Raw genomic sequence first — 12,874 nt, forward strand, 5'->3', positions numbered from 1 at the left:
TCTATAAGACCTTGAAATTCCTAAATTTCCAGCAAGACCGACGCCTTAGCGGAGATGTGGTAGGCCCGGAGGGACTCGAACCCCCAACCAGACCGTTATGAGCGGTCGGCTCTAACCATTGAGCTACAGGCCCGCGCGGAGTTGCGCCGAAGCGCACGCGAGCCGGCGGATTAGCATGAGCCGAACGCGGCTTAAAGCTCCGGTTCAGGTTGGAGCTGTCACGAAGGAACCATAGCCGTGCGGCGACGCTTTCTGCGCCGGACAGCCCCTGGAGAACGATCGATGACCCACACCGCCCGCCGCCTGCCCGCCATCGCCCTGCCCGCCCTGCTGGGCGGCGCGCTGCTGCTGGGCGCCGCCGCTCCGGCGTTGGCGCAAAGCAACGACGCGGCCTTCAAGGCCACCACCTTCAACCTGTCGGCTTCGGGCGAGACCCTGGTGGCGCCGGACATGGCGACTATCAATCTGGGCGTCCAGACCGACGCGGCCACGGCGGCCGAGGCGCTCAAGGCCAACGGCGCGCGGATGAACCAGGTGATGGCCGCCCTGAAGAAGGCCGGGATCGCCGATCGCGACATCCAGACCTCGAACCTGAATCTGAACGCGCAGTACGCCTATGAGCAGAACCAGCCGCCCAAGCTGACCGGCTACCAGGCCTCGAACCAGGTGACGATCACGGTGCGCGACCTGGCCAAGCTGGGCGCGGCGGTGGACGCGACGGTCAGCGCCGGCGCCAATACGGTCAACGGCATCAGCTTTGGCCTCGCCAACCCGCAGGCGGCCGAGGACGCCGCGCGGCTGGAAGCTGTCAAGGCGCTGCAGGCCAAGGCCGCGCTCTATAGCCGCGCGACCGGCTACAAGATCATCCGCATGATCAATCTCAGCGAAGGCGGCGGCTATTCGCCCGTGCCCCCGCCCATGCCGGTGTTCACCATGGCCAAGCGCGAGATGGCCGACGCCACCAGCATCTCGGCCGGCGAGCTGAAGGTCCGCGTCGACGTCAGCGCGGTGTACCAAGTCACCCAGTAGGCGCATGAAAAAGCCGCCGTCGGGATGTGCCGGCGGCGGCTTGTCAGGGTCAGAAGCCGGCCTTCTTGAAGGCCTGCTCGACGCGATCCTTGATCTCAAGGCCCGGCAGGGCGCGATCGCCTTCCATGACGGCCACATAGGTGAGGTTGCGCGCGGGCTTGCCTTCGCCGGTCGGCACCGGGCCGATCGCCCAGCCGACGGTGGCGCCCGGGGCCGTGCCGCTGTCGCAGCTGAAGAAGCGCGCGGGCTTGCCCAGATTGTCCTGCAACAGCTTCTCGGCCGTGGTCACGACCCCATCGCAGGTCGGCAGGTTGCGCGCGCAGGTGATATAGCCGCCGCCGCGCCAGACCATCCGGCCGTTGGCGGCGTCAGCGATCACTACGCAGGTCGAGGCCGAGCCGATCTGGCGACCGATGGACTGGGCCAGCACGGTGTCATCAACGCCGTCCGGCAGCTTGGGCGAACACGCCGCAAGGCCGGCGACAGCGAGAACGACAAGCGCCCCGCGCAGGATCGTGGGGCGCGTCATCGATCAGGCCGCCTTCTTGATCAGGTTGCCCTCGTCCAGCAGGACGACGGTCGGGGCGTAGTTGCGCGCCTCCTCGGCGGGCATCTGGCAGTAGGTGACGACGATCACCAGATCGTTCTTCTGCACCAGACGGGCGGCCGCGCCATTGACGCCGATGACCTTCGAGCCACGCGGGGCCTCGATGGCGTAGGTGGTGAAACGCGCGCCGTTGGTGATGTTCAGCACGTCGACCTGCTCGTTGGGCAGGATGCCCGAGGCGTCCAGCAGGTCGCGGTCGATCGCGATCGAGCCTTCGTAGTCGAGGTCGGCCTGGGTCACCGTGGCGCGGTGCAGCTTGGCCTTCAGCATGGTGAGCAGCATGGCGGGGAAGCTTATCCCTTTGAATGAACTGGAGTCTTCTGGGCCGCCACACACAAGGCCCCAAAACAGGTACCGCCATATAGCCACGAACCCGCGCGGGTTCAATCGCGCCGCAATCCGCCAACAAAGGTTAACAGCGCGCCCACTTCGCGTTAAGGTTTGAAAGAACGCGGTTCGGTGGGGACTAACATGCGTCATGGAAGAGCGTGGGCGGCGGCGGGTCTCGTCGCCGTGTCACTGGTCGCGGGGGCGACCTGGATCTCGGCGGGCCAGGCCCAGACACGGCCTGACACGGCCGCGCCGGCGCCGGCGCCAGCATCGCGCCCGGCGATCGCCGCGTTCGTCGCCCGCCCGCGCGGCGCCGTCGACTGGCAGGCGGCGGTGGGCGGCCTTCGTCAGTCGGCGAATGTCGGTGAGAGTCTCGCCGCCAACCTGAACCGCGAGCAAGTCGACAAGACCGCCGTGCCGATCCTGTTGCCACGCGATCCCAAACTGACGGCCGGGGCGCGGATCTACAGCTTCGGCGACTACTACACGATCACTGCGGACACGCTCGGCGGCGGGGTGTCGCTCAGCGGGACGACGACGACGGTTCCGTCCGGCAAACCGCTGAAGGTCGAGAGCGGCCCCGAAATGCTGACCGTGCAGCGCACTGTCGATGGTCAGTTGGCCAGCTTCGTGCGCTTCGGAGTCCTCTACACCGTCGAGATCCGCTGCGACTCGGCGGGCGATCCGCGCTGTGTCGACGACAACTATCTCCTGGGGCTGGTTGGCAAGACCACAGCCGTGGTGATGGGCAAGGCCGCGCGGCAAGCCGCCGGACTGGGAGGCTGAGATGCGCACCGCTGCCCTCCTGCTGATCGCCGCGCTCGCCCTGGCGCCGCTGGCGGCCTGTGACGACACCTCCAAGCCGGCCGCGGGCGAAACGCCCAAGCCGCCCTCCCCCGAGCCTGGACCGCCGCAGCCCGACGACTCGCCGGCCGATGGCGGCGCCGAGCAGCCGGCCAGCGAGCCCATTCCGCCCAGCCCCGATCCCGCGCCGCAACCGGCTGAGCCGCCGCCGCCGACCTCGGCGACCTTCGATCATGCGCCGGCGGGCGCCATCCCCGCGGGCCAGGGCCCCGGCTATCTGGACCGCACGGTCTGGTCGCCCAACATGTGCTGGCCCCTGGCCGAGGCCGGTTTCCCGAACTCGCAGGTCTATGGCCCCGGCGGCGGCATGGGCCCGCCCGGCAAGCCCAGCCAGTGCGACAGTCTCAACTACACCCTGCCCTGGCGCGACACCTTCTGTGAGGCGCGCTCACGGACCAACCCGCTTTGCGCAGGCTCGGGAACGGGTCACCAGGGCCAGGACATCCGTCCTGCGAGCTGCAAGAAGAACCAGCACTGGGCCGTCGCCGCCGAGGCCGGGACGATCACCGACATCGGGTCGTACTCGGTGACGCTCGTGGGGCAGGCCGCGCCGCACTACACCTATCGCTATCTGCACTTGCAGATGGCCACCCTGACCGTGAAGGAAGGCGACAGCGTCGCCAAGGGCCAGCAGTTGGGCAAGGTCTCGAACGACTTTGGCGGCACGCCGACGACGATTCACCTGCACTTCGAGATCCGCGCGGGCGTCGCCGGGACCACGACGGACGGCAAGCCTGTGGCGCTGCACACCTTCCTGCCGCCCTATCTGAGCTTGGTCGAGGCCTACCAGCGCAAGCTGAACGGCCAGACCTGTGGTTAGGCGGTAACGTCCTTCAGGAAGGCGGTCATGTCGGTCAGCAGGGTCGCCTTGCGCCGGAACGGGCGCGAGAGGGCCAGCACCGCGCCCGCGTGGTCGACGCCGGGATAGTGCCGCTCCTCGACCCTGGCGCCCTTGTCACGCAGGGCTGCGGCCAGCTTGCGGGTGTTGCGCGGATAGACCGTGGTGTCCTTGTCCCCCGTCGCCAGGAAGGCGGCCGGCGCATCGGCGCGAGCGAAACTGACCGGCTGCGTGGCCGCCAGGTCGGCCGCGCCCCCGAAGGTCCGCTCCGTGATCGCTCCCTTCAGCGGCAGGAAGTCATAGGGCCCCGACAGACCTGCGAACGCCCGGACGGTCTCGGGATCGACCCCGACGCCACGCAGGTAACGCGGATCCAGCGCCAGCATGGCCGCGTTGTAAGCCCCCGCCGAATGGCCGATCAGCACGATCCGCTTAGGATCGCCACCCAGGGCTGCGGCGTTGTCCACGGCCCATCGCACCGCCATGGCGCAATCATCCAGAAAGTCGGGAAACCGCACCTCGGGGTAAAGCCGATAGTCGGGCGCCAGGGTGAGAAACCCTTGTGCGGCGATCGCCCGCGCCGCCCAGCCATAGTCACCCCTGCGGCCGCTGTCCCAGGAGCCTCCATAGAAGAACACCGCGACAGGCGCCGGCCCGTGCGCGATCGGCGGCGCATAGATGTCGACGCCGCCGCGCGGACCATCGGTGTAGCGCGCGCCTTTCGCCTCACGGCGGGCGGCGTCTTTGGGCGTGACGGTGGCGAAGATCGACAGCGGCGAACACGCCGCCGTCAGCGTGGCCGCCATGGCGGCGAGGCCGGCGCGCCGGCTCACCTTGAGCTCCACCATGTTCCCCCCTCCTGCGCCCTTTGCGATACGACGACGCCCGGAGCGCGGAGTCGGATGGGAAGACGGGCCATCATGGCCTCCGCTACAGCCTGAAGCCGCCGCCCTCGATCTTGGCGCAGAGCGTCTTGGTGATCTTCACATAGCCCTTGGCCGGATCGCGGAAGTACAGCGGATCCTTGGTCTTGGACGGATCAAAGCCCTCGTTGACCAGATCGATCTTGCGGTACTTGAAGGTGCCGGTGGTCTCGATCGCCTTTTGCAGCCGGACGAACAGCGGCCGGGCATAGCTGGGCAGCGCCTCGTCGACGTACTTGGCGAACGCCTCAAGATCGAAGTCGCCTTCGGTCACCAGCGAGGCCATGCCCGCCTTGCCGTCGAGGTCGCCCACCTTCACGCCATAGACATTGACCTCCAGGACCCCCTCGAAGCCGGCGAGCCGCTCAGCCACCTCTGAGGTCGCGACGTTCTCGCCCTTCCAGCGGAAGGTGTCGCCGATGCGATCGATGAAGTAGATGTAGCCGTCGTGGTCGACCTTCATCAGGTCGCCGGTGCGGAACCACGCGTCGCCCTTCTCGAAGACGTCGTGCAGCACCTTCTTCTCGGTCGCGGCCTTGTCGGCGTAGCCGGTGAAGTTCGAGCGCGCGTCGCTGCCGATATGGCCAATGCACTCGCCGACCTCTTCGGGCCCCGCCTCGATGCAGCAACCGTCCGAACCCCGGATGGGCGTCTCGGTCTCGACGTCGAACTTGACGATGCGAATGTTGAACTTCTTGCGCAGATAGCTCGGAATGCGACCGATCGCGCCGCGCTTGCCGTCGAAGTTGAAGAACGAGACATTGCCTTCGGTCGCGCCATAGAACTCCAGCACGTCGCCGACCTTGAAGCGGTCTAGCATGTCGTCCCAAACGTCCGCGCGCAGGCCGTTGCCGAAGATCATGCGGAGCTTGTGGGCGCGTTCCAGCTCGTGTTCGGGCTGGTTGGCGAGGTAGCGGCACAGCTCGCCGATATAGACGAACATGGTGCACTGCTCGGCCACGATCTCGGGCCAGAAGTGCGTCGCCGAGAACTTCTTTCGCAGAACGACCGAGCCGCCGTTGAGCAGCGCCGCACCCAAGGCGCAAAGCCCTCCGGTGGCGTGATAGAGCGGCAGGGTGATGTAGATGCGGTCGGTGTCCTTGGCCCCGGTCGAACCGGCGAACCCGCGCATATAGAGCTGGGCGCGCATGTGCGTGATGCGCGCGGCCTTCGGCAGGCCGGTCGTGCCGCTGGTGTAGATGTAGAGCGCCGTATCAGAAGCGGTCAGCCCCTCCCGGGCGGTCTCGCGATCGGGGCGCAACTGGCTGCAGCTCTTGAGCGCCTTCAGCAGGTCGCGCTGGTCATCGTGGACAGGCCCCAGCACCCACTGCTGCATGTGCCGCTCGAGTTGCCCCTTCACGTCCTCGAAGCAGGGCGAGGTCTCAGAGTCGACAATGCAGTGCATGGCCTGGGAGATATTCAGGCAGTGGGCCAGCGCCGCGCCGGTAAGCTGGTTGTTGATCAGGGCGGTTGCGACCCCGACCTTGGTCAGGCCGTACCAGATCGCCAGATACTCGATCCGGTTGGGCATGAAGAGCGCGACGGTCTGCCCGCGCGTCAGGCCCAGGCCCTTGGCCCAATGCGCGTACCGGTTCGCCATGGCGTCCAGATCGGCATAGGTGATCGTCTTGCCTTCGAACGTGATGGCCGGGCGCGGCCCCCACTTGTCGACCGCGGCCTCCAGGTCGTCGCAGATCAAGTTGGGACTATCCGGGGCGATCGTCTTTACACGCTTCAGCGTGCGCGACAGTCCCTTCAGAAACCGGATTTCCCGCTTAATCTTCTGACGCAAACGCATTCGTCTCTCCCTTGGTAGCAACCATTGGAGAGGGCCGCGCGACCGGTCAAGACGCCGCGTGCTGCAATGCAAACCTATCAGTGTTCTTGGAAGAACCCGCCCCGCGAGTCGCGCCGAAGATTACGCTACGGCGCCCTGGGCGACCTGAGCTGATCTCGGCGGGCGGGCTTGCTGCGCGCCCGCCGAGGACGTGTCTCAGCCTGCGGCTAGGCGGCGCTGGTCGTCGCGGGCCGCCTTCAGCTTCTCAGCCACCAGGAAGGCCAGCTCCAGCGCCTGCTCGCCGTTCAGGCGGGGATCGCAGTGGGTGTGGTAGCGGTCGGCCAGGTCCGTCTCCGACACCGCGCGGGCGCCGCCCAGGCACTCGGTGACGTTCTGCCCCGTCATCTCCAAGTGGACACCGCCGGGGTGAACGCCTTCGGCCTGGGCGATCTCCACAAAGCTCTTCACTTCGGACAGGATCCGGTCGAACGGACGGGTCTTGTAGCCGGTCGAGGCCTTCAGCGTGTTGCCGTGCATCGGATCGGTGGCCCAGACGACCGAGCGGCCCGCCGACTTGGTCGCCTTCATCAGGCGCGGCAGACGGTCGGCGATCTTGTCCGAGCCGAAGCGCCCATAGAGGGTCAGTCGGCCCGGCTCGTTGTGCGGGTTCAGAACATCGATCAGGCGCAGAAGGTCGTCGCCCTCCATGGTCGGACCGCACTTCAGGCCGATCGGATTCTTCACGCCGCGCATGAACTCGACGTGGGCGCCGTCCAGCTGGCGGGTGCGCTCGCCGATCCACAGCAGGTGGGCGCTGGTGTCGTACCAGTCGCCCGAGGTGCTATCGACGCGGGTCATGGCTTCCTCGAAGCCCAGCAGCAGGGCCTCGTGGCTGGTGAAGAACTCGACGCGACGCAGGTCGGGCTGTGTGTCGGGCGTGACGCCCACGGCCGACATGAAGGTCAGGGCCTCGCTGATCTTCTCCGACAGTTCGCGGTAGCGCGCGCCCTGCGGGCTGTCGCCGACGAAGCCTAGGGTCCAGCGGTGGATGTTGTAGAGGTCGGCGTAGCCGCCACTGGCGAAGGCGCGCAGCAGGTTCAGCGTCGCCGCCGACTGGCCATAGGCCTTCAGCAGGCGATCAGGATCGGGAACCCGCTCGGCCTCGTTGAAGTCCATGCCGTTGATGATGTCGCCGCGATAGGACGGCAGGGTCACGTCGCCCTGGACCTCGGTCGGCTCCGAGCGCGGCTTGGCGAACTGGCCGGCGATACGGCCGACCTTAACCACCGGCTTGCCGCCAGCGAAGGTCAGGACCACCGCCATTTGCAGGATCAGACGGAAGGTGTCGCGGATGTTGTCCGCGTGGAACTCCTTGAAGCTCTCGGCGCAGTCGCCGCCCTGCAGCAGGAACGCCCGCCCCTCGGCCACCTCGCCCAACTGGCTCTTCAGCCGGCGCGCCTCGCCGGCGAACACCAGCGGCGGCATCTGGCGAAGCGTTTGCTCGACCCGTTCCACAGCGCCCATGTCCGGATAGTCGGTGGGCATGTGCTTGGCGGGTTTGGCTCTCCAGGCGGCGGGGGTCCAGCGGGCGGTCATGTCGAGGCTCGATCACTACAAAGGGCGCGGTAGATACCGCAATCGGAAGAAAAAGGCAAAATCGTGCGGCAAGAAGCCGCCGACCCGTCTCAGCGAGAATATTCGTTGTCGCTTCGGCCGCATATAGCGCCGGTTTTTTGCGCCACGCCACAGGCGATCGCCGCAAGGGCGCCCAGCGCCAGCCACCACTCCTGCCAGACGCCGAAGCTCAGCCCGCCGACCACCACATAGGAAACGGTCACCGCGGCCGCCATGGCCCCGTCACGTCGGTTCTCGCCCGTCCAGCCGACAATGCGATAGAGAACCCAGGCGAAGAACGCCGCCGCCATGGCCGCCCCCACCGCTCCCAGCTCCAGCCAAAGCTGCAGCGCGGCGTTGTGGGTGTGCAGCGGGATGGCGGGCCCGAAGGTCCGGCTGGCGTCGATGCCCCAGCCACGAATGGCGTGCTCGACAATCAAATTGCCGCTGAACGCCCAGATATTGAGGCGATGATCCCAAGAGGCCGGCGCGATCACATACAGCCAGGCGAACAGACCAGAGCGTACGCCCCAAAGCACGACCAACGGCGCGAAGATGAAGAGCGCCGAGACGGCCGGGATCAGCCCGCGCACGAACGGTTTGCCGATGACCCGCGTTCCCAGCCAGGCGACGCCGCCGAGGATCAGCGCCGCTATGGGCGCGTCGGCGCCGGTGAGATGCGCGCCCGCCACGATGCACACCGCGATGAGGGCGATCGCGATATTGCGCCCCCGAAAGTTCCAGGCGTCCAGGATTCGGACGCACGGCCAGAACAGGAGGATCGCCGGATAGGTGGCCATGGACACCTTCACCATCGCCAGATCGGGACGGATGGGCTCCTCGGTCAGATCATGCAGGACCCGATAGATACCTGCCTTGAGGACGCCGTCGGCGAAGGTGATCAAGGCCAGGAAGCCCACACCGACGAGCATAATCCTCCCCGCCAGGCGCGCCGATCGGCGCGACATCTGCGCGAGACCCGCGACCGCCGCGCCATAGAGCGCCAGCTGGAGAACCAGCTTCAGGACGGTGAACTTCTCGACGTCCTTGTCGCGCTGAAGATCGGCCAGATGCGGCGCAGCAGGGCTCCAGTTCAGGCTGACGAGCGCCCAGCCCACAAGAACAACCAGCGCCAGCATGGGCAGGAGCGGCGCGCGCGCGCGCGCCAAGGTCGGCGCGACCAACAGGCCCACCAGACTGAGCAAGCCTGCGTACCAGAGCGGGATGAGGTAGCCGATAAGGGGCGTCATCACCATCGCGAAGACGGCGAGCGCGCCCAACCATCGGGTCCGCCGCTCTGGTGCGGAAATCAGCGTCATCCAATCCCGCCGACGTCGGCCGGGACGTACTTCTCGCGCATCGTCACCAACTCCTCAGCCAGGGTCGGGTGGACGGCGCAAGTAGAGTCCCACTGGGGCTTGGTGACGCCCATCTTCACGGCGATCGCCGCCATCTGGATGATCTCGGGAGAGTCGGGACCGACAACGTGGACGCCGACGATGCGCTCGTCGTCCTGCTTGACCACCAGCTTGATCAGGCACCGCTCCTGGCCGCCGTAGAAGGTGACCTTCATCGGCCGGAAGACCGAGCGATAGATGTCGACCTTGCCGAACGCCTGGCGGGCCTCGGCCTCGCTCATGCCCACAGCGCCGACCGGCGGCTGCGAGAAGACCGCCGAGGCGACCAGGTCATGATCGAAGGTGGTCGGGTTGCCGTAGAACTCGGTCTGGGCGAAGGCCGCGCCCTCGCGGATCGCCACCGGCGTCAGGTTGATGCGGTCGGTGACGTCGCCGACGGCCCAGATGCTATCGACATTGGTCTTGGAGTACTTGTCGACCGCGATCGCGCCCTTGTCGTTCAGCTTCACGCCGGCCTTCTCCAGGCCCAGCCCCTGGACATAGGGCTCGCGACCGGTGGCGAACATCACCGCTTCGGTCTCGAAGGTCAGGTCGTTGCTCAGCGTGCTCAGCAGCCGGCCGTCTTCCAGCTTCTCGATGCTCTTGTGCGAGCAACCAAGCACGACCTTGATCCCGCGCTTTTCCAGTTCGTCGGCCAGGTGCATCCGCACGTCGTCGTCGAAGCCGCGCAGGATGTTGGCCCCGCGATAGAGCAGCGTCGTCTGAACGCCGAGGCCAGCATAGATGCCCGCGAACTCGACGGCGATATAGCCGCCGCCCACCACCAGCACGCTCTTGGGCAGGGTCGGCAGATGGAACGCCTCGTCCGAGGTGATGCCCAGCTCCGCGCCCGGAAACTCGGGACGCACCGGACGTCCGCCGGTGGCCACCAGGATCTTGCGGGCCGTGTAGGTTCCGGCGTCGTCGCTGCCGTCCTTGGGCAGGACTTCCACGGTGTGGGCGTCGACGATCTGGGCGCGACCGTGCAGGAGGTGCGCGCCGGCCTTCTGGAGATTGGTGACGTAGATGCCCGACAGACGCGCGATCTCGACGTCCTTCTCGTGCAGGAAGGTCTTCCAGTCGAACCGGGCCTCATTGATCGTCCAGCCATAGCCCTTGGCCGTCTTCAGCTGGCTGGTGACCTCGCTGGCGTAGACCATGAACTTCTTGGGCACGCAGCCGCGCACCACGCACGTGCCGCCGACCCGATACTCTTCGGCCACAGCCACCTTGGCGCCGCTCAGCGCCGCGAGCCGCGCGGCCCGCACGCCGCCGGAGCCCGCGCCGATGACGAACAGATCAAAGTCGTAGTCAGCCATCATCGGCCTCCGGAAGCGAAACGGGTCGGCTAATGTAGGACGTCAGGGCTGCAGACGCACCACGCCCTCGTCCGTGCCCACCAGGGCCTCGTCGGCGAGGTCGAGGAACAGGCCGTGATCGACAACGCCGGTCACGCTTTTCAGCGCGGCAGCCAGCGCGGTGGGATCGTCGATCTTGCCCGAGGCCATGTCGTAGATCAGGTTACCGCCATCGGTGACCACCATGCCGCGCTCGGCCGCGCGCAGGCGCGGCGGCGGCAGGTCGAACTCGGCGGCGATATCGGCGAGGCGATGGCCGGTGTGGACGTGACCGAAGCGCACCACCTCGATCGGCAGCGGGAATTTGCCCAAGGCCGGCACGCGCTTGGCCGCGTCAGCGATGACGACGCAGCGGGTTGAAGCTTCCCAGACCAGCTTTTCGCGCAGCAGCGCCGCGCCGCCGCCCTTGATCAGCGACAGGCCCGGACCGATCTCGTCGGCGCCGTCCACGGTCAGGTCGACGGTCTTCACATCGTCCAGCGCCGCCAGCGGGATGCCCAGCTCGCGGGCCAGGGCGGCGGTGGCGTCCGAGGTCGGCACGCCGCGAATGTCGCTCAAGCCCCGCGCGGCCAGCGCCTTGACGAACCAGGCGGCCGTGGAGCCGGTGCCCAGACCGACCACCATGCCGTTCTCGACAAGTTCGGCGGCGGCTTCGCCCGAAATGCGCTTCTGGTCGTCGGCGCTCATGCCTTCTTGTCCTTCTTCTTGTCCTTCTGGGCCTGCTTGATCGCCCGGAACTTGGTGGCCCAACCGGCCTTGGTCTTCTGGTCGGCGCGCGACAGGGCCAGCGCCCCGTCCTCGACGTCCTTGGTGATCACCGACCCCGAGCCGGTCATCGCCCCGTCGCCGACCCGCACGGGCGCGACCAGGGCGCTGTTGGAGCCGATGAACGCGCCCTTGCCCACATGGGTCTCGAACTTCTCGAAGCCGTCGTAGTTACAGAAGATCGTGCCGGCGCCGATATTGGCCTTCTCGCCGACCGAGCCGTCGCCCAGATAGCTGAGATGGTTGGCCTTGGCGCCCGCGCCGACCTTGACCTTCTTGACCTCGACGAAGTTGCCGATGTGCGCCTCCGCACCGATCTCGGCGCCGGGTCGCAGGCGCGCATAGGGACCGATCAGGGCCCCCTCGCCCACCACTGCGCCTTCCAGATGGCTGAAGGCCTTGATGACCGCGCCGCTGGCGACGCTGACGCCGGGGCCGAACACCACGAACTGTTCGACCACCGCGCCGCCGGCGATCTGGGTGTCCCAGGCCAGATGGACGGTGTCCGGCGCGGGCATGGTGACGCCCTCGACCATCAGCGCCTTGCGACGGTTTTGCTGCCACACGGCCTCGGCGGCGGCGAGCTCGGCCTGGGCGTTGACGCCCTGCACCGAAGCCTCGGGCGCAAACGCGGTGCGGGTCGACAGGTGGCGCTCGTGCGCCAGGCCCACGACGTCGGTCAGGTAGTACTCGCCCTTGGCGTTGTCGTTGCGGACATTGGCCAGCAGGTCGAACAACACCGCACGGTCGGCAGCCAGGACGCCGGAATTGCAGTGCTTGACCTGCTTGGTCGCCAGGTCGGCCTCCTTTTCCTCGACGATCCGCAGCAGCACATGGCCCGGCGCCAGGATCAGACGGCCATAGCCCGTCGGGTTGTACGCCTCGAAGCCCAGCACGGCGACATGCGCGCCGTTGGTGATCAGGTCGAACAGCGGCGCGATCACCGGCGCGGTCGTCAGCGGGCAGTCGGCGTAGGTCACGACCACGTCGCCGTTGAAATCGGCCAAGGCGTCCTTGGCGGCCAGCACCGCATGTCCAGTACCCAACGGCGGATCCTGGATCACGGTGGCGTCGGGGCCCAGGCGCTTGCGGGCGCTTTCGCCGACCTGCGGGCTATGGGTGCCGACCACGACGATGATCCGCTCGCAGCCCAGCCCCTCGGCGGCGTCGATGGCGTGGTCCAGCAGGGTCCGACCCGCCAGCTTGTGCAGCACCTTGGGCGTCGGCGACTTCATCCGCGTGCCCTGCCCGGCGGCCAGGATCACGGCGGCGCGCGGGCGAACAGGCTTGGAAACGGACTCGGTCATGGTCCCGGCGACTCCCTGGAGGCGAACCAAAGTTGCATTAGCCGTGCAATTGGCCGAAAGGCCAG

The 12,874-nt window shown here is 67.3% G+C and carries 12 protein-coding genes and 1 tRNA gene; 3 read left to right on the forward strand and 10 right to left on the reverse strand.

From position 1 onward, the window contains the following. Positions 1 to 57 precede the first annotated feature (57 nt). Positions 58 to 133: transfer RNA gene (locus OVA11_RS14960), tRNA-Ile, on the reverse strand. Positions 134 to 282: 149 nt separating this feature from the next. Here OVA11_RS14960 and OVA11_RS14965 point away from each other — a divergent pair. Then, positions 283 to 1,029 (forward strand): SIMPL domain-containing protein, encoded by a 747-nt coding sequence (locus OVA11_RS14965; protein WP_268068094.1) that lies wholly within the window; start codon positions 283 to 285, stop codon positions 1,027 to 1,029. A gap of 49 nt (positions 1,030 to 1,078) precedes the next feature. Here the strand turns inward: OVA11_RS14965 and OVA11_RS14970 are convergent, their stop codons facing one another. Together OVA11_RS14970 and panD are read right to left on the reverse strand one after the other, a co-directional pair. Then, entirely contained in the window at positions 1,079 to 1,558 is a 480-nt protein-coding gene (locus OVA11_RS14970) for a hypothetical protein (protein ID WP_268068095.1), read from the reverse strand. 3 nt (positions 1,559 to 1,561) lie between these two features. After that, positions 1,562 to 1,918 (reverse strand): aspartate 1-decarboxylase, encoded by a 357-nt coding sequence (gene panD / locus OVA11_RS14975; protein ID WP_010920154.1) that lies wholly within the window; start codon positions 1,916 to 1,918, stop codon positions 1,562 to 1,564. 177 nt (positions 1,919 to 2,095) lie between these two features. On the opposite strand from panD, the gene OVA11_RS14980 reads away from it, so the two are divergent. Both OVA11_RS14980 and OVA11_RS14985 read left to right on the forward strand, forming a co-directional pair. Then, complete coding sequence (locus OVA11_RS14980) at positions 2,096 to 2,752, forward strand: hypothetical protein (RefSeq protein ID WP_268068096.1); 657 nt, start codon at positions 2,096 to 2,098, stop codon at positions 2,750 to 2,752. A gap of 1 nt (position 2,753) precedes the next feature. Next, positions 2,754 to 3,650 carry a M23 family metallopeptidase gene (locus OVA11_RS14985; RefSeq protein WP_268068097.1) on the forward strand — a complete coding sequence of 299 codons (897 nt, stop codon included), beginning with the start codon at positions 2,754 to 2,756 and terminating at the stop codon, positions 3,648 to 3,650. On the opposite strand, the gene OVA11_RS14990 is transcribed toward OVA11_RS14985, so the two are convergent. From OVA11_RS14990 to glmU, 7 genes are all read right to left on the reverse strand, one after another. Next, positions 3,647 to 4,516, reverse strand: a complete 870-nt coding sequence (locus OVA11_RS14990; protein ID WP_268068098.1) for an alpha/beta hydrolase — start codon at positions 4,514 to 4,516, stop codon at positions 3,647 to 3,649. The two genes, OVA11_RS14985 and OVA11_RS14990, sit on opposite strands and share 4 nt — an antisense overlap. An 82-nt stretch (positions 4,517 to 4,598) precedes the next feature. Then, the gene (locus tag OVA11_RS14995) at positions 4,599 to 6,389 is read right to left on the reverse strand and encodes a long-chain-acyl-CoA synthetase (protein WP_268068099.1); all 1,791 of its coding nucleotides are present in this window, start codon (positions 6,387 to 6,389) and stop codon (positions 4,599 to 4,601) included. Between the two features lie 195 nt (positions 6,390 to 6,584). Next, positions 6,585 to 7,964 carry a class II 3-deoxy-7-phosphoheptulonate synthase gene (locus OVA11_RS15000; RefSeq protein ID WP_268068100.1) on the reverse strand — a complete coding sequence of 460 codons (1,380 nt, stop codon included), beginning with the start codon at positions 7,962 to 7,964 and terminating at the stop codon, positions 6,585 to 6,587. Positions 7,965 to 8,053: 89 nt separating this feature from the next. Next, positions 8,054 to 9,301 (reverse strand): O-antigen ligase family protein, encoded by a 1,248-nt coding sequence (locus tag OVA11_RS15005; RefSeq protein WP_268068101.1) that lies wholly within the window; start codon positions 9,299 to 9,301, stop codon positions 8,054 to 8,056. Further along, the gene (gene gor / locus OVA11_RS15010; protein WP_268068102.1) at positions 9,298 to 10,698 is read right to left on the reverse strand and encodes a glutathione-disulfide reductase; all 1,401 of its coding nucleotides are present in this window, start codon (positions 10,696 to 10,698) and stop codon (positions 9,298 to 9,300) included. The genes OVA11_RS15005 and gor overlap by 4 nt, the downstream gene beginning before the upstream one ends. Before the next feature lie 42 nt (positions 10,699 to 10,740). Continuing rightward, positions 10,741 to 11,424, reverse strand: coding sequence for a ribose-5-phosphate isomerase RpiA (gene rpiA, locus OVA11_RS15015; RefSeq protein ID WP_268068103.1), 684 nt, complete (start codon positions 11,422 to 11,424; stop codon positions 10,741 to 10,743). Then, positions 11,421 to 12,809: a bifunctional UDP-N-acetylglucosamine diphosphorylase/glucosamine-1-phosphate N-acetyltransferase GlmU gene (gene glmU, locus OVA11_RS15020; RefSeq protein ID WP_268068104.1), complete on the reverse strand. Its 1,389-nt coding sequence runs from the start codon at positions 12,807 to 12,809 to the stop codon at positions 11,421 to 11,423. The genes rpiA and glmU overlap by 4 nt, the downstream gene beginning before the upstream one ends. Positions 12,810 to 12,874 lie beyond the last annotated feature (65 nt).

Origin of the sequence: Caulobacter sp. SL161 (genome assembly GCF_026672375.1) — a bacterium.
Lineage (GTDB): Bacteria > Pseudomonadota > Alphaproteobacteria > Caulobacterales > Caulobacteraceae > Caulobacter.

What these genes read in the sequence shown, in the direction of transcription:
- OVA11_RS14965 (WP_268068094.1), top strand. Translation starts at nt 283, where the DNA reads ATGACCCACACCGCCCGCCGCCTGCCCGCCATCGCCCTGCCCGCCCTG.
- OVA11_RS14970 (WP_268068095.1), bottom strand. Translation starts at nt 1,558, where the DNA reads ATGACGCGCCCCACGATCCTGCGCGGGGCGCTTGTCGTTCTCGCTGTC.
- panD (WP_010920154.1), bottom strand. Translation starts at nt 1,918, where the DNA reads ATGCTGCTCACCATGCTGAAGGCCAAGCTGCACCGCGCCACGGTGACC.
- OVA11_RS14985 (WP_268068097.1), top strand. Translation starts at nt 2,754, where the DNA reads ATGCGCACCGCTGCCCTCCTGCTGATCGCCGCGCTCGCCCTGGCGCCG.
- OVA11_RS14990 (WP_268068098.1), bottom strand. Translation starts at nt 4,516, where the DNA reads ATGGTGGAGCTCAAGGTGAGCCGGCGCGCCGGCCTCGCCGCCATGGCG.
- OVA11_RS14995 (WP_268068099.1), bottom strand. Translation starts at nt 6,389, where the DNA reads ATGCGTTTGCGTCAGAAGATTAAGCGGGAAATCCGGTTTCTGAAGGGA.
- OVA11_RS15000 (WP_268068100.1), bottom strand. Translation starts at nt 7,964, where the DNA reads ATGACCGCCCGCTGGACCCCCGCCGCCTGGAGAGCCAAACCCGCCAAG.
- OVA11_RS15005 (WP_268068101.1), bottom strand. Translation starts at nt 9,301, where the DNA reads ATGACGCTGATTTCCGCACCAGAGCGGCGGACCCGATGGTTGGGCGCG.
- gor (WP_268068102.1), bottom strand. Translation starts at nt 10,698, where the DNA reads ATGGCTGACTACGACTTTGATCTGTTCGTCATCGGCGCGGGCTCCGGC.
- rpiA (WP_268068103.1), bottom strand. Translation starts at nt 11,424, where the DNA reads ATGAGCGCCGACGACCAGAAGCGCATTTCGGGCGAAGCCGCCGCCGAA.
- glmU (WP_268068104.1), bottom strand. Translation starts at nt 12,809, where the DNA reads ATGACCGAGTCCGTTTCCAAGCCTGTTCGCCCGCGCGCCGCCGTGATC.